Source organism: Corynebacterium sp. KPL1814 (assembly GCF_000478175.1).
Classification (GTDB): domain Bacteria; phylum Actinomycetota; class Actinomycetes; order Mycobacteriales; family Mycobacteriaceae; genus Corynebacterium.
In genome coordinates this window covers 111,238-132,690 of sequence record NZ_KI515779.1, presented here as the reverse complement: position 1 = coordinate 132,690, position 21,453 = coordinate 111,238, and the positions used below count along the sequence as shown (strand labels likewise).

The following is a 21,453-nucleotide window of genomic DNA, read 5'->3' as shown; positions in this document are numbered from 1 at the left end:
CTTAGTTCGCACGGGTCGACCTCACAATCATGATGATGAAGACGATGGCGCCAATGACGCCAAGAATGACCGAAACCGGCATCTCGAATGGGGCGATGATGACGCGCCCCACCAGGTCACACACCGTGACGATGCCGATGCCCAGCAGGCAGACCCAGGGAACGTTGGAACGCAGGTCATCGCCGCGCACCATGGAGACGATATTGGGTACGATTAGGCCCAGGAAGGGCAGCGAACCCACGACGACGGTCACCACGCCCGTAGCAATGGCGATGAGCCCTGTTCCAAGCAACAACATGCGGTTATAGTTCAGCCCAACGTTGGTGGCCACGTCCTCGCCCAAGCCAACGACGGTGAGGCGGTCGGCGTAGATATACACTGCCACCAGCACCAAGAGCACGATCCACAAAACCTCGTATTGACCCTTGTACACCGCGGTAAATGAGCCCATGAACCAGATTCCCAATTGCTGGAGCATATCCGTCATCAAGGCGAAAAACGTCGAGACCGCAGAGACCACGGCGCCCAGCATGATGCCGATGATCGGCACGATGAGCGAGGAGCGCAGGGTCACTCGACGTAAGAAGAGGAAGAATACGACGGTACCCAGGAAGGAAAAGACCACCGCACCTATCATCTTGGTCAGGATCGAGGCAGTGGGTGCGACGGCCATGACGAAGAGCAGGCCCAGCCCGGCCCACTCCGTGGTGCCGGTGGTAGAGGGTTCGACGAAGCGATTTTGGGTAAGCAGCTGCATGACCAGGCCGCTAACGGCCATGGCCGCGCCGGCCAGCACCAAGGCAATGGTGCGCGGCAAGCGGGTAATGCCGAACATGGCGGCCCCATCATCGGCACCAAAAACGTCGTACTGTCCGGTCAGCAGAGAAGTAACGAGCAACGCGGCTACGATGAGTACGCCGAGGCCCAGCTTCCAATCCCAGACCTTTGTGCGGGTGGTGGTTTCCATAACTATCCTTTACGCACCTGAAAACCGGAGGGCACAAAATCCCTCCGGTTTCCGGTTTTTAGTGGTGGCTAGTTCTTTTCAAACGCGTCTGCCATCGCGTTGAGCGTCTCCGTGAAGGTAATGATGTTTTCATTGGTGTAGGTATCCTGCGGAGCGGCAACGATGTTGCCTTCCTTAACGGCAGTCACGTTCTTGAGTGCCGCGGAATCCTCTACCAGCTTCTTACCTGGGGTGTAGCCTGCTTCATCCTTGGCGATGGCACCGTCGCGGTCCATGATGAGGATGTAGTCAGGGTTGGAATCAGCAATTGCCTCGACGGAGATGTCATCGCCCTCGTGGTCATCGCTAGCGTTTTCCACCTCGAGGGAAGGCTTCATGCCCAGCAGGTCAAAGAATGGCCCGAAGAAGCGGCCCTTACCTGGGGCGATGTAGTTGATGTCGCCACCGGTGGTGTTGACCGCCATGACGGTTTTCTCAGGATCGTAGGCGTCCTTAGCGCGGTCCAGCGCCTTGTTGAAGTCATCCACGAGCTTCTTTGCTTCGTCTTCGTGGTCGAAGATCTTGCCCAGTGCTTCGGTCTGGCGGATGAGTTCTTCCGCCATGTCCTTATCGTCGCGCGGGGAGAAGTCGAGGACCGGGGTATCTTCCATCAGTGCCTCGATATCGGCCTGGTGCTGGGTGAAGCGCTGACCGTTGATGACGATGTCCGGCTCTGCGGCAACCAGCGCCTCCAGGTCGGGTTCACGGTGCATGCCCAGGTTGGCCTCGATCGTGTCGTCATTGATCTTGTCCGAGAGGGTATCCGGGACGATGCCAAGCGGGGCAGCGACGATATTGACGTCCCAATCCGCGAGGATTTCGAAGGCGCGGTTATCCGTTACCGCGACGCGCTCGAACGGTACGTCCAGCTCGTGGGTGCCGTTATTATCTTCGATCTGCAGTGCGCTTTCCGATGTCCCCTTATTCGAACCCTGGTCCTCTTCTTCCGCAGTGCTACATGCGGTAAGCGCCAAGGAGGCGACAGCCACGACAGACAAAAGAGCGCGATGAATTTTCTTCATTGTGCTTTCCTTATAGACGAGAAACAAATGCCCCATAAACTTATCTTAAGTCACCCTAACCAATCAAGGGTGAGGGTAACCTTTCCTAAAATACATCGTCCAGCCCATAGAAACGCGCTGCATTGGCGAAGAAAACGTCATCAGCATGTACCGCCGCCGCCTCCCCGATGAGCCGGAAATCGTCCACCGAAAACACCCGGCTCGCCCGCTGCGAGGGCAAATCGGTACCCGCCATGAGCGCGGTTGGATCAACGTCGACAATGCGGCGCACCACCTCCCTCGGATCGAGGTCCACTCGCCCGAATCCGGTGGCCTTGACCTTTACCCCGGCATCGACAAGCTCTAAGAGACCATCTACCCCCCTGCGCGCTCAGGCCGAGGTGGTCGATACTCACGGCAGGCAACTTCTTCAGCACTGGGGCCATATCGCCCACCGTAGCCGCATCCACATAGAGCTCCACGTGCCAGCCGGCCAGGTCATAAATCCGCCACGCCAGCTCCTCAAGGTCCTCCCGCGCTGCGCTGCCACCGCGCCGGAAGTTGAAGCGCACCGCCCGCACGCCTAGGCCATCAAGGCGGCGGATTTCAGCATCGGGGACATCGGCAGGCAGCTGTGTCACGCCTACGAAGTTATCCAACTCCCCCAGAGCTTCTGCCAGATACCCCTGGTCAAAGCCCTGAAAGGAGCCGGAAACTACCGCGCCAGCGGTGATATCAAAACCCTCACTCCGCAGCTTTTCGCGCCATACGTCATAGGCCGGAACCAAAAACTCTGGCGGCGTATAACCCCGATTCTCCTGAATGGGGTGGGAAAAATCGATGATGTGGAGGTGGGAATCGAATTCTCGCTGCATGTCCACCACCCTAGCCGCGCGCGGGCAACCTTATGAGAAAAGCCCCAGCTAGAACTGAATCCAGCTGGGGCTCTCGGTGGAGTTTCCGGGAACTGAACCCGTCTAAGCCATGGACGTTACTGGCCGAACTGTCACTTACCTGGACACCAGGGCGGCGAGAGTTGAGCCTAGTACTGAAGTGTCCCAGATTTTGTTCCGTGTGGATAGATGGGAGAATCTGGGACATTTCACTAACGTAAAGGACGCTTAGTATCCAATTGGGTACAAGCCGTCGACTATGGCACTAGCCTAAAAGTCAACTATTCCCCCCTTCCCCGTCCTAGAAGCAATCGCCGAAGCAATGGAGCCAGCACTACTCGCTAAGAAAGCTGCCTAACCTCGACGTTGAGCTTGATTTAATCTTTCAGGGGGTTAGTCCCTCCAAGCTTCATTTCGAATCGCTTATAGTCTTCGAGTGAAGCGAAATGCCGAGAGTACAAGTCAATGTCCTTTTCCACAGTCCCATACAAGGCAGGGGCAATATCTACGATGTGACGAACCTTTACTGAGCCATGTTCGGCGTCTCCTTCGTCTTCTTGTGCATGCGCCAACGCCTGTACACGCTCCGAGGCAGCTTCGTCCGTATCTGCATAGACGATATAAAAATCTTCACGGAAATAGCTCTTTTGCGTCCCGACACGAGACAGCTCGAATACCACTATTCCTACGTAAGGTTCCATGCTTCACCTTCTCTTAGTCGAGATCGTGCAACCTATCTCTGCTGACACAACGTGGAAGTGTTCACGTTCGTGAGTTTAACAAGTTTTTCATCTGGTACCCCGATCAAGTAGTCACGATGACTGATACGGAATAAAAATAGCCCCTCACCTGCAAATGCAGGTGAGGGGCTCTCGGTGGAGTTGCCGGGACTTGAACCCGGGTCCTTCGTCACCTTGCCAGGGCTTCTCCGTGCGCAGTTCGCACATGATCTCTGCTCGGCCCTCCGGTTCGGGCGAACTCGTACCGGATGATGGGCCCAGTCACCAGTAAGAGTCCCATCTGGCCCTGATGACACAGCCAGACGGCAAGTTCCTTAGTCGATGCCAGGTTCTAGGTCAGGAACGAAACCTAGGCTGACAGACACGCGTCGCTGTAATTAGGCAGCGAGGGCGTAGTCACGCTGAGAGTTCTTCTCTGCGTTTATTTGTTTGCTACGACGCTTAAACGGTGGTCGATAGCCTTCACCGGCACGCTTCCCCTGGCGCAGTGTACGAAGTCGAAACCAAATCAACCCCATAGCACTGTAGGGACGGGATAGTGCATCATTCCCTACGGTTGTATTAACACTACCGCAGACGCTTTTATTTCTCCAAGTGCTCTTCCAACCACTCTTTTAAGACCACCGCGTGGTTAATCTCGCGGTCGGCGGCGCCAAAGAGCAGCGTCAGGTCCCCCTCCTTTGCCAAGGAGAGCAGCTGGGTGAGCTCCTCGGATTCGCGCTCATCGAGCTCGGCGCGGTAGCGGCGCGAAAACTCCTCAAAGGAATCTTCGTCGTGGCTCCACCACTTGCGCAGCTCGGGGCTAGGGGCCACGTCCTTGAACCACTCGTCATAGTCCAAGTCCGCCTTGGCGATGCCCCGCGGCCACAGGCGGTCTACCAATACGCCCGTCCCGGAAATGGAGTCTTCACCCTTGACTGCGTCGTGAACCTTTACCGTTTTAAGCATTAATCCCCTTCACACGGCGGCCGAGCTCGCGGGTGATTTCGCGGTTTTGGTCGCGCCGCTTGATGTCTTCGCGCTTGTCATAGTCCTGCTTACCTTGCGCGAGCGCCAGCGACAACTTCGCGTACCCATTTTTGAGGTACACCTTCAGCGGCACCAGGGTTTTATTGCCATTGCGCACCTGCCCGTAGAGCTTGTCGATTTCCCGACGGTGCAGCAAGAGCTTGCGGGTGCGCCGTGGGCTGTGGTTGGTCCAAGACCCCATCGAATACTCCGGAATGTGTAGGTTCCGCAGGTATACCTCGCCATTATCAATGGTGGCGAAGGCATCATTGAGGGAGATCTTGCCCTCTCGGAGGGATTTGATCTCCGTGCCGAGCAGGACGATGCCACACTCGAATTCTTCGAGGATCTTATAGTCGTGCCGGGCCCGGCGGTTGGTCGCAAGCGTGGCGTCCCCGGAAGCCGCCTTCTTATTCTTCTTGCCCTTTTTAGCCATAATTGCTTCAGTGTACTGCTCGTTTACCGCACCCGGCAAACGGCTTAGCGGCGGACATAGGAACGCAGGGTAATCTGCGCGGTGGCAGCGGTAACCGCCAAGGCGAGCAGCCCTACCAGCGGCAGGGCGAGCCACAGATCGCTGGACTTCATCGGTGCCAGCAACTGCGATTCATACAGGCCCTGCAGCGCAGGATCGATCACTTGGGATTTCGCCACGAGCAGCCCAGCGCCGCCCAGGACCACACCGATAAGGGAGGCGAGCACCGCTTCTACTACGAACGGTGCTTGCGTCATCCAGCGCGAGGCGCCCACCATGCGCATGATTTCGGTCTCGCGGGTGCGGTGGAAGGCGGCGATTTGCACCATATTGGCCACCAGGAAGATGGCTGCAATAGACATCACGATGGCCACGATGAAGGTGGCGGTCCGGATGGAATCGAGGTTGCTTGCCGCCTCGCGCACCTCTTCTTGCTGATCCACGACCTCTTCTACCGCCGGGTTATCCCGTACAGCATCGATGGCGGAGGCCTCCTCCGGGTCAACGAGACGCACGTGCAACGCTGCGGGTAGCGCATCCGGCGAGGTTTGTTCCACCATCACCGGGTCCGTGTCCTGGAATAGCTCGCGGAAGCGCTCGTAGGAGGCCTCCCGGTTGCGAAATTCCACGGACTCTACAGAACTATCGGATTCCAGCTGTTCCTTTAAGTCCGCGCAGGCGGGCGTGGTGCAGTTTGGATCCGTGGCGGAAATATCCTCGTTGAGCTGCACCATGACCTCCACGCGGTCCAAGTAAATATCCTTCGTATCCTTGGTGAGGTTGGTGACCATGATGCCGGCAACCACGGCCCCGACAGAGATGGCCGTGGTAATGATCATCGCGATGGTCATAGTCAGGTTACGGCCCAAGCCCTTGCTGGCCTCGCGGAAGATGAATCCTAGCTTCATGCCTGCTCCTCCTGCGCCGAATAGGTGGCATTGTGTTCATCGCGAACGAGCGTGCCTTCGCGCAATTCCAGCACGCGTTTGTGCGCCTTATCCACGGCGCGGGAATTGTGCGTGGACATCACGACGGTGGTGCCACGCTTGTTGATGCGCAGCAGCAAGTCCATGATCCCGTCGGCGGTGGCGGGATCGAGGTTGCCCGTGGGTTCATCGGCAAGCAGCAGCTTCGGGCGATTGACCAAGGCGCGCGCGATGGCCACGCGCTGCTGCTCACCGCCGGAAAGCTCGTGCGGCATCGCGTGATGACGGTTTTCCAGGCCCACCATCTCCAATACCTGCGGCACCGCGGTGGAGATGCGGTGCTTGCTCTTGCCGATGACCTCCAAGGCAAACGCCACATTCTGGTACACGTTCAGCTTGGGAAGCAGCCGAAAATCCTGGAATACGTAGCCGATGGATTGGCGCAGGGCGTTGATGTCCTTGCCGCTCAGCTCGTTGACGTGAAAATCGCCGAAGTAAATATCGCCCGAGGTCACATTGCTGTAGCGCACCATGAGCTCTAGAAAGGTAGACTTTCCGGACCCCGAAGGTCCGATGAGGAAGGCAAACTCACCGTCCGCAATCTCAAAAGACACCCCATCGAGCGCGGGGCGGGACTGGGCGGAATACACCTTAGTCACGTTATTGAAAGTAATCACTCCGCCACTGTAGCAACCAAAGTTGACAGCAACCTGTGAACGCTATTTAGTAGTGTAGTCTAGAACACAAAATCTGGTGCGCAATGATGCCCGACCCGATCGACAGGAAGTGCCGATACTATGGCCGAGACTAAAACCAAAGAAAAACCGGAGAAAGCAAGCGGCTTTTTAGGCACCGTAGAAAAGATCGGCAATAAATTGCCCGATCCTTTCTGGCTCTTCGTTATCCTCGCGATCATCGTCGCCATTACCTCCTGGATTGGCCACTTGATTGGCATGAGCGCCGAGGACCCTAAAACCGGCGATACCATCGAGGTTGAATCCCTCCTGACCACCGAAAATATCTCGCGCATGGTCACAGACGCGGTGGAAAACTTCACGAGCTTCCCGCCGTTGGGCGTCATCCTGGCAGTGATGCTGGGTGTGGCCGTGGCCGAGCAGTCCGGGCTTTTGTCCGCACTCGTGCGCGCCATGGTGACCAAGGTCAGCCCGAAGCTCCTTACCTTCATCGTCGCGCTAGCCGGCGTGACCGGTTCCGTGGCCTCCGATGCCATTTATGTCATCCTCATCCCACTAGGCGCAATGGCCTTTCACTCGGTGGGACGCTCCCCCATCGTGGGCGCCATGGTGGCCTTTGCAGCGTCCTCGGCAGGCTTCAACGCCTCGCTGATCCTCAACATCACTGACCTCCTGCTGGCCGGTATTTCCACGCCCGCCGCGCAGTTCGTGGATGAGGCTTATGAGGTCAGCCCGCTGGCCAATATCTTCTTCGTCATCCCATCCGCCATCGTATTGTCCCTTATCATCACCGCCGTCACGGAATGGTTCATGGTGAAAAAGGCCCGCGATCTGGTCAACCACGACAAGATCAATTACGAGGAAGTCTCCTTCTCCCAGGCCGCCGGCGCCGCTGATAACGAGGCGGACGAGGAAGAAAGCGACGTTGATTTCGAGGAAGAAGAAGACGAGCTGCGGGTAAAGCCGGAGGAGCAAAAGGGCTTGACCGCCTCTGGCATCGCGCTAGTCATCTTCCTCGCGGGATTCTTTGCCCTGCTCTTTATCCCAGGCTCCCCGCTGGCAAGCCAAGAAGATAGCTTCATGGAGTCGCCGCTCATTAGCGCGATTGCGGTTCCCATTGCCCTGGCATTCTTGGTGTGCGGCATCGTCTACGGCATCTACGCCGGCACGCTGAAGTCCGCCTCCGACGTGCCAGATTTCATGGCTAAAGGCATTAAGACCTTGGTTCCCATGCTGGTGCTCTTCTTCGCTGTGGCCCAGTTCTTGGCGTGGTTCCAGTGGTCCAACCTCGGTGTCTGGACCGCGATTAAGGGTTCTGAGCTGCTACAGGCATGGTCGCTGCCGCCCGTCTTGATGTTCGCCGCACTCGTGGCCATGGTGGCAGTCCTCAACCTGTTCATTACCTCAGGTTCTGCGCAGTGGGCACTGATGGCGCCGGTAATCATCCCGATGATGATGTACGTGGGCATCTCCCCCGAGGTTTCCCAGATGCTCTTCCGTATCGGTGACTCGCCGACAAATATCATCACACCGATGTCGCCGTACTTCGCCCTCGCACTGACCTTCCTGCAGCGCTACTACAAGCCGGCGGGCGTTGGCACGCTGATGTCACTGGCGCTGCCGTATTCCATCGCCATGATCGTCGGCTGGTTTATCTTCTTTATCGTGTGGTACCTGCTGGGTATCCCACTCGGGCCGGGCGCACCGATGCACTACCCGGCATAAGCCTGCAGAGCGCGGTTGAGGTTAATCCTCGCCGCGCTCTTGTTGCATGCGCCACCGGATGCCGGCTTCCAAGAAGCCGTCGATGTCCCCATCGAGCACCTTGGAGGGATCGCCCATTTCAAAATTGGTGCGCAGGTCTTTGACCATTTGGTACGGGTGCAAAACATAAGAGCGCATCTGGTTGCCCCAAGAGGCATTGCCGCCGGCGCCAAGCGCATCGAGCTCCGCCCGCTCTTCCTGGCGCTTGCGCTCCAAGAGCTTGGCCTGCAAAACCCGCATGGCAGAGGCCTTATTTTGAATCTGTGATTTCTCGTTCTGGCAAGTGACCACGATGCCGGTGGGGATATGGGTCAGACGCACCGCGGAATCGGTGGTGTTAACTGACTGTCCACCGGGGCCAGAGGAACGGTACACATCCACGCGCACCTCGTTATCTGGCACATCAATGTGGTCCGTTTGCTCCACCACGGGAAGAACCTCGACCTCCGCAAAGGAGGTTTGGCGCCGGCCCTGGTTATCAAAGGGCGAAAGGCGCACCAGGCGGTGCGCGCCCTGTTCCACGGAGAGCTGGCCGTACATGTATTCCCCGTGCACCACAAAGGTGGCGGATTTAATGCCCGCTTCTTCGGCATAGGAAATATCGTAAATATCCACCTTGTGGTCATGCTTTCCCGCCCAGCGGGTGTACATGCGCATGAGCATCTCCGCCCAATCGGCCGCGTCTACCCCGCCGGCGCCGGAGCGGATATTGATCACGGCCTCGCGCGGGTCATATTCCCCGGAGAGCATGGTGGTTACCTCGAGGGATTCGATGGCGCTTTCTAGCTCAGCAAGGTCTTCATCGGCAACGGAGACGGTGCCTTCTTCCTCCGCGAGCTCGTACATCACCGGCATATCATCTAAGCGCCCGCGCAAAGACTCCAGTTTGCGGACCTTTGCTTGCGCGCTAGAAAGCTCAGAGGTGACCTTCTGTGCGTGCTCGGGGTCGTCCCACAACGAGGGATCCCCAGCTTGGGCTTCCAATTCCCGAATGCGCGCAGCCAAGGCTTCCGGATCCATGACCTTTTCAATGGTGGTCAGGGTGGTGTCCAATTGCTTGAGCCGTGTAATTACTTCGGGACGCATAGGGCCCAATCTTACCCACCTCCCCCACAGAATTAGCCATTGGTTGGATTTAGGGTGACAATGGTGTGCATGGATCAAAAGCCAAGCTTGCAGGAGATGATCGATGCGGTCATCAAAACGTTTATTGTCGCGCATGCTGACGATGGGGATGCCCATTTGGCGCAGGCGCTTGTGTATAACGCAGGACGCTTGGCTTGGCGCTTGCGCGAGATGGGCGTCTCGGTTGAGCAGAAATCCTCTATTTCTGATGTGGTTACGGATGCGGACCGCGCCGCCGAGCGCTTTATCGCCGGCGTGCTAGAGGCCGTGCGCCCTGAGGACGGCCTCGTGGGTGAGGAAGGCACGGCCCGCGAGTCCCAGTCTGGGCGCAATTGGGTCATCGATCCGGTCGATGGGACCTACAATTTCACCTCTGGCTCGGATTATTGGTGCTCGGCGCTCGCGCTTACCGATGCCTCCGGGGTCGCCCTCGGCGCCGTCCACCGCCCCGCCATGGGCTATACCTGGTTTGGCGGGCGCGACTATCCCACCTCGCTCGATGGCAAGGACGTTGCCAAGCTGCAGGATAAGCCGGCAGAAGAAATCTCTCTCTCGTCCTACCTACACCCAACGTCGCTGGCGGATCCAGAAATTCGTGCCGCGTGGCAGCGGGTGGCCGAAAACTTTGCTACAGTCCGTATGCTTGGTGCCGGTTCGGTGGACTTGGCCTCCGTGGCAGAAGGCACGTGGGGCGCATGGATGCAGCACTCGGTAGCAGATTGGGATTGGTTCCCCGGCAAGGTTCTCATTGAGGCCGCCGGTGGTGCGGCCCGCAAGGTAGAAGCCGGTGGCGTCGAGTGGTGCTTGGCCGGAAATAAACAAGTAGTTCAACAAATGGAGGAATGGCTCCGTGGGTAAGTTCAAAGAAGACTTAGGTCTCGCGCTCGAGTTAGCCGGTCACGCCGATGTGGTCACGATGCACCGTTTCGAGGCCACCGACCTTTCCGTCAAGGAAAAGCCGGACCTGACCCCGGTTTCGGATGCGGATCTCAACTGCGAGAAGCACATCCGCGATTCGCTGAAGCGCTCCCGCCCGCGCGATGAGGTTTTAGGCGAAGAATTCGGCGGCCAGGCCTGCTACGAAGGCCGCCAGTGGGTCATCGATCCCATCGATGGTACGAAGAACTTCGTGCGCGGCGTGCCGGTATGGGCCACGCTTATTTCCCTGCTCGAGGACGGCGAACCGGTCGTCTCCGTGGTCTCCGCGCCTGCCCTGCGCCGGCGCTGGTATGCGGCTAAGGGTGCCGGTGCCTACCGTGTCTTTGGCGGCGAGCCAAAGCGCCTGCACGTCTCCCAGATCGAAAAACTTGGGGATGCTTCCCTAGCCATGAGCTCGTTGACCGGCTGGTCCGAGCGAGGGTTGCGCGATAAATTCCTCAACCTCACGGATAAGACGTGGCGCCTGCGCGGCTACGGCGATTTCTGGTCCTACTGCCTCGTGGCAGAAGGCGCCGTCGATATCGCCACCGAGCCGGAGGTCTCCCTCTGGGATCTCGCCGCCCCTTCCCTGCTGGTGACCGAGGCCGGCGGCACGTTTACGGATCTTTCCGGCAATCCTGGGCCGCACGGCGGATCAGCCATTGCCTCCAATGGCCGCCTGCACAAGGCCGCTTTGCAGATGCTGCAGGATTAAGGGCGGGCCGAAAGCTTCAATAGGACCGGTTCACGGCGCCCGCCCTCGGCGCCGGAGCAGCCATCACTGTGCGAGCAACTTCCGCAGCCGCCCGTCGGGCACGAGAAGAGCGATTCGCGCACGAGCTGCGCGCTGTGCTCCAAGTGTGCGAGGATTACTTCCACCGTCCCCAGTCCTAAACCCGTCGCGCGGGCGATATCCGCGGGCGTGGAGTGACCGCCGCGGATCGCTTCTTTTACCTTGTCTGTAGGGCTCATAGGAATAACCTCAGCACTTGGAAGACGCCGACGGCCAAGACCCAAGCCGTGACGAGCTGCAGGGCAAAGCCAATGAGCGTCCACTTCCAGCCAATTTCGCGCCGCTGCGCGGCCACCGTGGCCACACACGGGGTATAGGCCAAGAGGAAGACCATATACGCCCATACCGCGGCTAGCCCGTGCCCACCGGAGGCGGCGTCGAAGTCGCTGCGGATGTGATCGGCCAGCGAAGACTCGGCTTGTTCCTCAGGATCCGCATCCGTGACGTCATCGACGGCGTAGGTCTGCGCCCAGGTGGAAATCAATGTTTCCTTCGCCACGAAGCCCGTTACCAGCGGGCCGGTCAGGGACCACGAATCGAAACCGGCCGGCGCAAACGCCGGGGAAATTGCCTTGGATACCGCGCCATACGCCGAGTCCTCCGGCGGGACGGCTTCCTCGTCAAAGGAGTGGCCACCGGTAACTGGGATGGACATGAGCAGCCAAATGACCACCACCGTGGCCACGATGATGCCACCTGCGGTATGCAGAAATCCTTTCAGGCGCACCCACATGACCGAAAGCGATAGCTTGAACGTGGGCAGCTGATACGAAGGCAGGTCAATAACGAGCGCCTCGGACGGCATGGCGCGCCAGACCGTTTTGCGCAGCGCTAGGCCCACGGCCACCACCAGGGCGATGGACAGAACGTACATGCCAAAGACCGCCGATCCGGCGTGCTCTGGGAAAAAGACCTGCGCCAGCATCATAAAGACGATAAGCCGCGCCGAGCACGAGGTGAAGGGGATAAGCAGGCAGGTAAGGATGCGGTGGCGGACATCGCCAAGCACGCGCGTGGCCGAAATCGCTGGCACGTTGCAGCCATAGCCCACCACGATGGGGATAAAGGCCTTGCCAGGCAGGCCAATCGAGCGCATGACCCTATCGGTGACCACCGCAGCGCGCGCCATGTAGCCGGAATCCTCCAGCACCGCTAAGCACAGAAACATCAGCGCCAGCAGCGGGGCGAAGGTCAGCACCATGCCGACGCCGCCAATGAGGCCATCAACAAGCAAGCCCGAAATCAGCCAGTGATCCAGACCAATGGCTTCGAGCCCGGCGCGGGCCGCGTCCGAGACCGGACCGGTGACAAGGTCTTCGAGGCCATCTTGCATGGGCCCTGCCACCGTGGTGGTGATGAAAAAGACCGCCCACATCACCGCGAGGAAGAACAGCGGGCCCACCACCGGGTGCAGCACCACGCGGTCCACGCGCTGGGTGAGGGTCTCGCCCACCTCCACGCGGTGGACCGCGGCCTTTTCGGCGGCATCGAGATCCGCGAAGCGCTGATCCAGGCCGGAATCCTGGCGGATGATGGTTGGCTCGGCGCGCATGGCCTGTGCCACGGTGGTTTCCAGCCCGTCGAGGTTGCGCCGGCGCCGTCCATTGACGCTGACCACTGGCATGCCAGTGGCGCGGGAGAGCGCTTCAGTATCGATGCTAATGCCCTGCTGCTCGGCCATATCCTCCTTGGTCACGCCGATGACCACGCGGTATGGCTCGGCGGCAATTTGCAGCGCCAAGTTGAGCCCGCGGGCCGGGGCCGTTGCGTCCACGAGGACCACGACGACATCAGGGCGCTCGTCTGCCGGGCAGTCAATGAGCATCTGCTTGGTAAAGGCCTCATCCGGGCTCATGGGCTCAAGTGAATAGGCGCCGGGCAGGTCGATGATGTCAAAGGCCTCTGGCTGCGCATTCCAGAGCCCGCGGCTGACCTCGACGGAGGTGCCCGGCCAGTTGCCGGTCTGGACCTTCGCTCCGGTCAATGCGTTAAAGAGGGTGGATTTTCCGCAGTTGGGCGCGCCCACCAGTGCGAGCACCGGCGTGCCTTCCGCCGCTATCCGCATGGTGGAGGTGCTGTGGCAGCTTGCTGGGGCCGTGGAGTTATGTGCCATCGCTTATGCCTCCAACGGAATGACTTCGAGTTGGCGCAGCGTGTGTGCATCCACCGCATAGCGGGCCGTGCCTACGCTGACCACGCGCGCACCGCCGGCAACGGTGCGGCCGATCTGCACCCGGGTACCAGGACGAAAGCCCAGCTCGCGCAGCCGCACGGCCAGTGCCGGTTGGGTCTCGGTCGCGTTGTGCAGGCAATCAGCGGATAGTTCCACCACGGCGTCAGTGGGTGCTTGATCCGCGCGCATGGGCCCGGTTTCTGGTGGGGTGGAATGGGTTTTGTGCATGGGGGAAACCTCAGTTCAAACTTCGCTGTGGAAGCGTTAGCCACAGCAGATATTGACTATTCCTAAATGGACAATAGGTAAGTCTCACCTTAGTTTATGTCTTTGGTTGCAGGCAAGGCTATCCTGCGCTTCCCCCACTTTGGCGGGACACATGCGCGTTATGCGCCCATAGAAATTGCACATAAAAAGCGCCCCGTGCGGCTCTCAAGGCTGAACGGGGCGCTATCTGCTTCGCGGTTTATGCTTCGGGCAAGGTAAACCCTGCGCCAACGCCACCGCGGCGGTTCATATCCGCCAACACGGTGTCCATGTTGGTAGCGGCGGTGGGGTTGTGAACCGCACCCTGCAGCGGGGTGCGGCACGGGAAGTTCACCGGCAGGAAGCCGCCGGAGATGGAACCGATGAGGCGGTCACCAGCGAGCAGCGGCGCGCCGGAATCGCCCATCATGGCGCAGACTTGGTTGACCTGGATGCTTTGTGCCTGCTGATAGGTCATACCGCAGGTCTTGCCGGTGGCAACGCCCTGCTTGCATACGGTCTCACCCGGGTTTACGGTTCCGCCCAGGGAGTTAACGGTAATCCCGTTGTAGGTGCGGGTGACCTCAGCATTAGAGCCGAATTCGATCACCGAATAATCCAGCTCGTCGTTCTTGGCCACGATGGTGCCCGTCGGGCCAATGTGATCGGAATCGGCCGAGGTAATGGCATCACCCTCATTGCCGCAGTGCCCCGCGGTCAGCCCCACCTTGCGACCGGCATCGTCATTGCCGGCAACGCTCAAGGTGCACATGGTGTCACCATTGATATAGATGGGAGTTCCAGGGCCATAGAGGGACTTGCCCTGGTTCATGGCAACATCGGATTCTTCAGGAATGCGCGGGGCATCGAACAAGGAACCCGGCACGCGGTGCAGAACAAAGTCCGAATCGGGCTTGCCCGCAGCTACCTTGGAAAACCCATCATTTTTCCACTGGTAGTTGGGATTATTACCCAGCGGCTTTTGCTCTACCTGGGTGGCTTGCTCCAGCAGCCCGAAGGGATTCGGGTTGGTGGCCGGCTCCGCGTACTGAGCCCCCTGCTGGACGTTATTCGCCACCGTATCGCGCGCGTTCTGCACCGCGGAATCCACGGTATCGGTGACCTGCTTATCCACCTCTGGGGTCTCAATCCCAAAGTCCGCGAGGCCATCGCGCACTTGGTTGATTAACCCTGCCGAGTCAATATCCGGTTGGGGCAGTTCTTGGGCGCCTGCTGCCGGGGAACCCAAGAAAAACGCACCAGCGAAAGCCGAGCCCACCAGGACTTTCTTTAGGTGCGGAATGCGAAGCATCAAAGTACCTTCTTTCAGTTGTCAGAATCGTGCTAGCTAAATCCTGACATGGATGACGTGTGAAAGCAGCTCAGTCCTGTGACTGTTTCCAAGCCGTTACCGTTCTTTCAGGTTTCGGGGGTGATCACACTATTAATCCGTACCCAAAAACTTTTCGATGCCCTATTCTTCACCCCATGAGCTCCCCACAGATTAGCGCTGAGACTTAAGATGCCAGAGCCGCTTTCTTATTCCGATACCGCCGGATTTCCGCAGCTGCACATGAGCAGGGTCATCGACGCGGATTTCGATACCGCAGCCCACCGGCTCTTTCGTTGGGGTATCCAGCGCAGCGGCCTTTTCCGTGTGCACCCCACCCACCAGGTCGTACAAGAAGGCGCCGAGGTCACCATAGGCCTTGGCCCGTTCGATTTCCGCTGCCGCGTGGTCAAGACCTTCGCCAATGATGGCCGCTGCGGCTTTACCTACGGCACCTTGCCCGGTCACCTCGAGCGCGGTGAGGAAACCTTTACCTTGGAGCGCTTGCGCGATGGGCGGACGCTGCTGCTTATCGATGCCGCCTCCGAGCCCTTCCTTCCCTTCTTGCGCCCGCTTGTCGATATCCCCCGCCGCATCCTTATCCGCCGGTTCTACCTGCACGCGCTGGACTAGCGCGGCAGCACAAAGGCCGCCGCCTCTCCCTCTACGGGAAAAGCAGCGGCCCAGACGTAGTTAACTACTTGCGCTTCTCGTCGAGGTTATCGCGAGCTTCGCGCACAACGTCTTTCACGCGGTTAAAGAAACCGCCCTTCTTGCCGGATCCGTCCTGGTATTCCTGCGCCTTGTCTTCCACGAAGTCCTTAGCGCGGTTGATGGCTTCTTCAACGACATTGCCGGCCTCGGTGACCTTGCCCTTCAGGTCATCGAAGTCATCGCGTTCATCATCTGCCGCATCCTCTTCCGGCTGCTCTGGTGCGGTGCCGATGTGTTCTTCTTCGGCCTCGCCCACGACGTGCTCTGAGGGCTCATAGTCCGCGTTGTCCTCATCCAGCTGTTCCTGCAGATCCGGTTGCTCGGACGCGGCGGCGACGTGTTCTTCCTCGGCGCCGGTAACGACGTGGTTCTTCGGCTCGTAATCACTCTGGGTCACGGAATCATTCTGCTCATCCGCGTTCGCCGCTGCAGCGGCACCGGCAGCAGCAGCTCCCGCGGCACCGGCCCCTGCTGCCCCAGCTCCCGCTGCAGTAACCTTGCCGGATTCAATCTTGTTGCCCTCGGCATCAGTCGATGCCAGGTAGGTAAACTTCTCGCGGTCCACGTCTACCTCGTGCCCAAGGGCGCGTGCAGTTTCTTTAGCCATTGCTTTGTACTCCTTAACTAGATCTATTCTTTCTCATCCTAGCGTTCCAGAAAGTTAAAGTGCGTGCACGGGGAACCGGAATAGGAAAACCGGAAGGCTCATTTGTGATTTCGATACTCCTCCCCTCAGTAAGAGATACGGCTGAGCCTCAGGCTGTCCAAAGCAACCGCGTTTCGTCAAAAATCGGGCCGAAATATGGACAAACGCGGTTGCTATGGACGCCTTCCACTCCTTCACCGCGATCATCTCGCCAAAATTAGTGTGCAATAAACACGCGTGCACTAGACACGCGTGCACTCTGCATGTATCCTGCTGGCATGGACACTCCAAGCAAACAAGTCGCCGACGCACTGGGACTCCTTTCCCAGCGCAGCCTCCGCCGACGCATGTACGCCCACCTCACCCAGGGGCTCGGTGAAGAAATCAATGAATCCACGTATTTAGTACTCAGCGGCCTAGACCGCTGTGGTCCCTCCACTCCGAAAGAGCTCGCCACCGTCATCGGCCTGGACCGCTCGGTGGTATCCCGCCACGCCTCGGCCTTAGAAAAAGCCGGGCTCATCGCGCGCGCTACCGATCCCCGCGACGCGCGGTGGATACAACTGTCGCTAACCCCACTGGGCCAAGACAACGTCGCCGTAATGCGCTCACGCCTGACCCAAAAATTGGAAGAATTCCTCGCCCGCTGGCCGGAACCCGCGCAACAACAATTCGCGGAAATGCTCACCGCCCTCACCCACGACGGACCATTCGCCCCTTAACCCACACACCTCCATCACTATCTCCATCATGACCACACCTCACCACGCCATGTGCGCACGCGCACACACTCCGAAGGGAACCCCTCATGCAGGAAGAAGAAAAACTCGACCCCCAGACTAGGCGGGTCGTCATCGCCCTAGTCTTCGGCTCAATTTTGCCGCTGCTAGATATCAGCATCGTTAACGTCGCCATTCATTCCATTGGCGAGGCGTTCCACGCACCGATAGTTCTCGCCCAATGGGTCATCACCAGCTACGGATTGGCCTCCACCATGGCCATTCCGCTCAGCAGCTGGGCAACGCGCCGCTTCGGCGCCAAAAATCTCTGGATTACCGCCCTGGCAGTTTTTACCATCGCTTCAATCCTGTGCGCGGTCTCTACGCATATAGACATGCTCATCGCCTTCCGCGTCCTGCAGGGATTCGCGGCGGGCTTCTCGGTGGCGGTAATGCAGACCCTCATCGTCACTAATGCCGGAAAGGACCAGGCCACACGCGCCATCACCGCAATCGGTCTACCAGCGGTCATTGCGCCTGCGATTGCCCCGCTACTGGGCGGGCTGCTTGTCGATGCCATCGGCTGGCGCGCCATCTTCCTCATCAACGTCCCCATCGGCATCGCTGCTATTGCCCTTGCCGTGCATTATCTAGAACGGACCCCAGCAGATCCTGCAGCCCAGCTAGACCGCACGGGATACCTCTTGCTCGCCCCCGGTTTGCTCGCGGCGGTCTATGGCTTTACCACCATCGGGCACATGAGTTCTTGGGCAAGCGGAATTCTTCTCGCCGCCGGCGCGGGGCTGATTGGATACTTTGTGCTGCATGCGCTCCGGGCGTCATCGCCGCTTATCGATGTCCGCCTATTTACCCACGCCTCCTTTTCCTCAGCGTGGGCAACACTGGCCATTGCAAGCACCGTGTTTTATGGCGGGCTCTTCCTTATCCCATTGCACTACCAGAGCAACTACGCCTACACCGCATTGCATGCGGGACTTCTGCTGGCCCTACAAAGCGTGGGCGCCTATTTCAGCCGCTCGGCATCGAAAAAATTCATCGCCCGATGGGGTACGCGGAAGACCGTATACATGTGCATTGTCGCCACTATTATCGGAACGCTACCTTTCGCCTTACCCGCCGGCCAGGCGGCAGGCTGGCTCATCCTTCAAGGCTGCGGGCTATTCGTGCGCGGCGGCGGTATCGGAGCCCTTACGGTACTCACGATGTCCGCGACCTACCACGGCTTAACAAAAGATGAAGTCGTCCATGCCAGCGCTGCAGGCCGCATAGCGACCCAACTTGGCAGCGCACTCGGTGTGTCAGTCTGCACGGTGCTGATGACCCTCACCCACGGGGTCAGCTGGACAACATTCGCCTACTTCACCGTGTTCACCACGCTTATGGCCGCAACGGCCACCCGGCTCCCGCGTGCAACCGTAGTCCGGAAATAAATGGTGAAGCTCGAGGCGTTTGGCCCACCGAGGCTCCTCTTTAGGAATTCGCTTCTGCCTCCAGGACGAAAAGGTGTTTACCCCAGCCAACAGCCGTGGCAGAAGAAAATAGAGCGCCGCTATCAGCGACAACAGCGCTGACATCTTCCTGTGTCGGCACCTTGGTGCCGAACATGGAAAGCCTCACCAAGTCCTCTTCATAGGAATGCTCATCGCCGCCGGTTTCCTCCAGAACCTCGGAAAGGATATAAGCCCGATGGAACGCATCCCCGTGAGTGGCGCGACCTAATTGGGCAGTCACCTCTGCGTTGCCAAAGACACTCCAGGGATCAATGAAGACTACATCAGTTGCCCACGCATAGTCCGCCTCAGTGGGATTAAAGCCAGTTCCATCGCCACTCGTTTCGCACCGTTCACGAGAAGCTCCTGCGATTTCCCGTAGCACTGCTTCCGAGGAAGCATCGGTGATAACCCTGCTCTGGGCATGCTCACATCGCCGGAGAATTTCATCTGCATATACTGCACCTCCCTGGCCAATGATCAGAACGCGAGCGGTATCATTCAGATAGTGCTGCATCGCCTGTGCTGCGGACGGAGCAGTCCAGCCAGCGCTCATATTCTTTTGCTCAATGCGCTCGGCCGCGAGTTGTGGGTCACGGCTCACATATTCTGACCACGGCAATCCCTGTTCGCCTTGCGGTGCCGCCTCACCGGTACGAAGGCTATGCTCAAGGCGCATCAGCGCCATCGCCTCAAGATGCGCCGGCCCGCTGAGCCAACGCACCACATTGGAATCTGGGTCCGCTAACTCCATTCCCATTGCAGTCAAGGTGAGGGTGGTTTCGCTGACTTCGACGAGTTCAAGAGCAGCTAGGTAACGGATAAACCTCCGTAACGCCTCCTCGTGAAGGTCTGCCGCAGCAGCAAGGGCAGGAAAAGTATTGGCACCCGCGTCGATCTCTTGGAATAGCCCTAAACGTACTGCAGTGCGGAGCGCAAAGGCTGAATTCAACTCAGCCAAATCATGAATATTGTGCAAAACACTATTGCTGCTCGATGCGCTTTCTTTGCCATCTTTCCGGCTAGTTCGCCGCCAGTAACCTGTAATTTCCTGATGCTCAGGGGCGATTCCGGAAGCCTTAAACAAACGCCGCAGTGTTTTCAGCCGGGAGGCCTCCCCCGCCGCCCATACATATGCTTCGCCCCTAGGCAATTGTGAGTCAGCGGTCTCTTCAAAGAGCGCACTAGCCTTTTCAACGAAGCCCTCGCCCTGGTCACGTATCGCCCAGTGGATCTGTACTGAATCCGGAATGTCTAATTTTTGAATATCAGCGTTCGTCGGAACCTCCACCACCGCAATCGCATCATGCCCAGATGGGAGCGATTCCAGGCAGCGGCCGATGGCTGGGAGCGCAGTCTCGTCTCCTGCCAAGAAAAGCCAATCGGTATGCGTGGGCAACTGTGCACACGACTTCGGGCCTGCCACAAAAATGGGGTCACCAATGCGAGCACTCTGTGACCAGTTTTCGGCCAAGCCCTCACCATGGCGCGCGAAATCAATTGCTAATAGCCCATTAACAGCGTCAAAGTAGCGAACCGTGTATGTGCGGAATAAGTTCTTAACGGCTTCTGGCCACAGGAGGTTGCCATCGTTTTGGGCGATTGGGTGCGGTCGCTCTCCAGTCTCCGGATCCGGGAAGATGAGTCGAACGTCGTCATCAAAACCATGGCTTAATAATGAAGGAACGGAAATACCATCGCGTTCGTGCTCCTGGAGCTGCTCCCCGCTGAACGTAATTCGCCGCATGGATGGCGATATATCTTCGATATTTTCCACGTATAATTCCCGGTAGGAAATTGGATAAATTTCCCTGCTCCGGCTGTTCCTTGGCATTTTTGAGACCATTCCCCTCTCGGTCTTGATGGCTTTTATTTCACTTTGTTCGATGGCCTAATTTTTATTTAGTTTTGCTGACGCTTTGCACGCCTCTCCCAGCGCCAAGCATTGTCCAGCTCACCTACATACCTTTAATGCAGTCATCTTTCTGCGCCGATGGGTGACTATGCGGAAAGCTTGGGGCCAAGCTTTCGTGGCTGGAAAGGCAGGAATGGACGCACCACTGCATTGGATACAGTCCATTTAAGACAACGCCTTCCGATAAATCGGAAGGCGTTGGCGACTACCTGCAACAGCGGGGTGAGCCCCATCTAGCAGGCGTCGGAGTTGTGCAGACCTTAACTACTTTCCAACCTTTTCCAGCGTCGGCATCGTCTTGTCCAGCACCCAAGCTCGGCTCAGGCTCGTTGGGTTGTTGAGTCCAGCGACGACCGCTTCGTCACCAGCGAGAGTCGCACCGGATTTCACCTGCGGCAAATCTTTGTATCCCGGAGTATTTTCAACTTCTTCGATTGAGCCGGTGCGGTTATAGATGACCATAAAATCAGCGGCTAGGTAGGACACGTTTTCCGGAGAAAGCGTGACTCGGCCCTTATCAACTGGAACCGTACCGTCAGTCAGTTTCTCCGGGAACTTCATACCTAGATCGTAGATGAAGGATGCACCCGGATCCTCAGGGTCAGCAACGGCGCCAAAGGAGCGTGTCAAGTTGTTTGTGTGTGGGGCTAGGTTTATAGGTATTTGTCGAAGCGGGCGGGAAAGGCTACGGCCATTTGGTTGATGGCTTGTTTCCAGCCGGAAACTCGGGCTCCTTCCACGAGCCTGCTGGCGGTAGCCGAGGCTCGTTTGCCTTGTTTCGCTCTCTTTGCGGCTCGTTTGTCTTCAATGTTGCAGATCATCAACCACAGCGTCTTGAGCGCGGATTCATCGTTA

Annotated in this window: 21 protein-coding genes, 1 other RNA gene and 2 pseudogenes; 6 read left to right on the top strand and 18 right to left on the bottom strand. The window is 58.4% G+C overall.

Features of this window, described 5'->3' with window-relative positions:
* Window position 1: 1 nt before the first annotated feature.
* The 9 genes and pseudogenes from HMPREF1257_RS11550 to ftsE all read right to left on the bottom strand — a co-directional run bounded on the left by HMPREF1257_RS11550 (window position 2) and on the right by ftsE (window position 6,726).
* Entirely contained in the window at window positions 2-967 is a 966-nt protein-coding gene (locus HMPREF1257_RS11550; protein ID WP_023025814.1) for an ABC transporter permease, read from the bottom strand.
* Between the two features lie 68 nt (window positions 968-1,035).
* The gene (locus tag HMPREF1257_RS11545) at window positions 1,036-2,028 is read right to left on the bottom strand and encodes a siderophore ABC transporter substrate-binding protein (RefSeq protein ID WP_023025812.1); all 993 of its coding nucleotides are present in this window, start codon (window positions 2,026-2,028) and stop codon (window positions 1,036-1,038) included.
* Between the two features lie 85 nt (window positions 2,029-2,113).
* Window positions 2,114-2,882 (bottom strand): annotated as a pseudogene (locus HMPREF1257_RS11540) (amidohydrolase).
* 395 nt (window positions 2,883-3,277) lie between these two features.
* The gene (locus HMPREF1257_RS11535) at window positions 3,278-3,601 is read right to left on the bottom strand and encodes a DUF4288 domain-containing protein (protein WP_023025804.1); all 324 of its coding nucleotides are present in this window, start codon (window positions 3,599-3,601) and stop codon (window positions 3,278-3,280) included.
* A gap of 172 nt (window positions 3,602-3,773) precedes the next feature.
* Window positions 3,774-4,156: a transfer-messenger RNA gene (gene ssrA, locus HMPREF1257_RS12125) on the bottom strand.
* Window positions 4,157-4,222: 66 nt separating this feature from the next.
* Window positions 4,223-4,588 carry a DUF488 domain-containing protein gene (locus HMPREF1257_RS11530; protein WP_023025802.1) on the bottom strand — a complete coding sequence of 122 codons (366 nt, stop codon included), beginning with the start codon at window positions 4,586-4,588 and terminating at the stop codon, window positions 4,223-4,225.
* The gene (smpB, locus tag HMPREF1257_RS11525) at window positions 4,581-5,084 is read right to left on the bottom strand and encodes an SsrA-binding protein SmpB (protein WP_023016945.1); all 504 of its coding nucleotides are present in this window, start codon (window positions 5,082-5,084) and stop codon (window positions 4,581-4,583) included. The genes HMPREF1257_RS11530 and smpB overlap by 8 nt, the downstream gene beginning before the upstream one ends.
* 44 nt (window positions 5,085-5,128) lie before the next feature.
* Window positions 5,129-6,031 (bottom strand): permease-like cell division protein FtsX, encoded by a 903-nt coding sequence (gene ftsX / locus HMPREF1257_RS11520; protein ID WP_023025800.1) that lies wholly within the window; start codon window positions 6,029-6,031, stop codon window positions 5,129-5,131.
* On the bottom strand, window positions 6,028-6,726 hold the full coding sequence (gene ftsE, locus HMPREF1257_RS11515; RefSeq protein WP_023025797.1) for a cell division ATP-binding protein FtsE: 699 nt from the start codon (window positions 6,724-6,726) through the stop codon (window positions 6,028-6,030). The genes ftsX and ftsE overlap by 4 nt, the downstream gene beginning before the upstream one ends.
* Window positions 6,727-6,846: 120 nt before the next feature.
* Between ftsE and HMPREF1257_RS11510 the strand changes: the two genes are divergently transcribed.
* Complete coding sequence (locus tag HMPREF1257_RS11510) at window positions 6,847-8,469, top strand: AbgT family transporter (protein WP_023025795.1); 1,623 nt, start codon at window positions 6,847-6,849, stop codon at window positions 8,467-8,469.
* Window positions 8,470-8,490: 21 nt separating this feature from the next.
* Here HMPREF1257_RS11510 and prfB read toward each other — a convergent pair whose 3' ends face one another.
* Window positions 8,491-9,594, bottom strand: a complete 1,104-nt coding sequence (gene prfB, locus HMPREF1257_RS11505) for a peptide chain release factor 2 (protein WP_005277601.1) — start codon at window positions 9,592-9,594, stop codon at window positions 8,491-8,493.
* Between the two features lie 60 nt (window positions 9,595-9,654).
* On the opposite strand from prfB, the gene HMPREF1257_RS11500 reads away from it, so the two are divergent.
* Window positions 9,655-10,491 (top strand): inositol monophosphatase family protein, encoded by an 837-nt coding sequence (locus tag HMPREF1257_RS11500; protein ID WP_023025793.1) that lies wholly within the window; start codon window positions 9,655-9,657, stop codon window positions 10,489-10,491.
* A complete protein-coding gene (gene hisN, locus HMPREF1257_RS11495) occupies window positions 10,484-11,266 on the top strand; it encodes a histidinol-phosphatase (RefSeq protein ID WP_023025791.1) in 783 nt (260 codons plus the stop codon). The genes HMPREF1257_RS11500 and hisN overlap by 8 nt, the downstream gene beginning before the upstream one ends.
* Here the strand turns inward: hisN and HMPREF1257_RS11490 are convergent.
* The 4 genes from HMPREF1257_RS11490 to HMPREF1257_RS11475 all read right to left on the bottom strand — a co-directional run bounded on the left by HMPREF1257_RS11490 (window position 11,263) and on the right by HMPREF1257_RS11475 (window position 15,075).
* Window positions 11,263-11,523 carry a hypothetical protein gene (locus HMPREF1257_RS11490; protein ID WP_023025788.1) on the bottom strand — a complete coding sequence of 87 codons (261 nt, stop codon included), beginning with the start codon at window positions 11,521-11,523 and terminating at the stop codon, window positions 11,263-11,265. The two genes, hisN and HMPREF1257_RS11490, sit on opposite strands and share 4 nt — an antisense overlap.
* Window positions 11,520-13,457, bottom strand: a complete 1,938-nt coding sequence (gene feoB, locus HMPREF1257_RS11485) for a ferrous iron transport protein B (RefSeq protein ID WP_023025786.1) — start codon at window positions 13,455-13,457, stop codon at window positions 11,520-11,522. Before feoB ends, HMPREF1257_RS11490 begins: the two co-directional genes overlap by 4 nt.
* A gap of 3 nt (window positions 13,458-13,460) precedes the next feature.
* On the bottom strand, window positions 13,461-13,745 hold the full coding sequence (locus tag HMPREF1257_RS11480) for a FeoA family protein (protein ID WP_023025784.1): 285 nt from the start codon (window positions 13,743-13,745) through the stop codon (window positions 13,461-13,463).
* Window positions 13,746-13,983: 238 nt separating this feature from the next.
* A complete protein-coding gene (locus HMPREF1257_RS11475) occupies window positions 13,984-15,075 on the bottom strand; it encodes a S1 family peptidase (protein WP_023025782.1) in 1,092 nt (363 codons plus the stop codon).
* 210 nt (window positions 15,076-15,285) lie between these two features.
* Here HMPREF1257_RS11475 and HMPREF1257_RS11470 point away from each other — a divergent pair, with 210 nt between their 5' ends.
* Window positions 15,286-15,726 carry a DUF1990 family protein gene (locus HMPREF1257_RS11470; protein WP_023025780.1) on the top strand — a complete coding sequence of 147 codons (441 nt, stop codon included), beginning with the start codon at window positions 15,286-15,288 and terminating at the stop codon, window positions 15,724-15,726.
* Window positions 15,727-15,790: 64 nt separating this feature from the next.
* On the opposite strand, the gene HMPREF1257_RS11465 is transcribed toward HMPREF1257_RS11470, so the two are convergent.
* Window positions 15,791-16,414: a hypothetical protein gene (locus HMPREF1257_RS11465; RefSeq protein WP_023025778.1), complete on the bottom strand. Its 624-nt coding sequence runs from the start codon at window positions 16,412-16,414 to the stop codon at window positions 15,791-15,793.
* Window positions 16,415-16,731: 317 nt separating this feature from the next.
* Here HMPREF1257_RS11465 and HMPREF1257_RS11460 point away from each other — a divergent pair, with 317 nt between their 5' ends.
* The gene (locus HMPREF1257_RS11460) at window positions 16,732-17,175 is read left to right on the top strand and encodes a MarR family winged helix-turn-helix transcriptional regulator (protein WP_034659394.1); all 444 of its coding nucleotides are present in this window, start codon (window positions 16,732-16,734) and stop codon (window positions 17,173-17,175) included.
* A gap of 86 nt (window positions 17,176-17,261) precedes the next feature.
* Window positions 17,262-18,623 carry a DHA2 family efflux MFS transporter permease subunit gene (locus HMPREF1257_RS11455; RefSeq protein WP_023025771.1) on the top strand — a complete coding sequence of 454 codons (1,362 nt, stop codon included), beginning with the start codon at window positions 17,262-17,264 and terminating at the stop codon, window positions 18,621-18,623.
* A 40-nt stretch (window positions 18,624-18,663) separates the two neighbouring features.
* Here the strand turns inward: HMPREF1257_RS11455 and HMPREF1257_RS11450 are convergent, their stop codons facing one another.
* The 3 genes and pseudogenes from HMPREF1257_RS11450 to HMPREF1257_RS12120 all read right to left on the bottom strand — a co-directional run.
* Window positions 18,664-20,460, bottom strand: a complete 1,797-nt coding sequence (locus HMPREF1257_RS11450) for a siderophore-interacting protein (RefSeq protein WP_232208524.1) — start codon at window positions 20,458-20,460, stop codon at window positions 18,664-18,666.
* Between the two features lie 402 nt (window positions 20,461-20,862).
* Window positions 20,863-21,228 (bottom strand): hypothetical protein, encoded by a 366-nt coding sequence (locus tag HMPREF1257_RS11445; RefSeq protein ID WP_023027932.1) that lies wholly within the window; start codon window positions 21,226-21,228, stop codon window positions 20,863-20,865.
* A 23-nt stretch (window positions 21,229-21,251) separates the two neighbouring features.
* Window positions 21,252-21,453 (bottom strand): annotated as a pseudogene (locus HMPREF1257_RS12120) (IS256 family transposase); the annotation flags it as partial.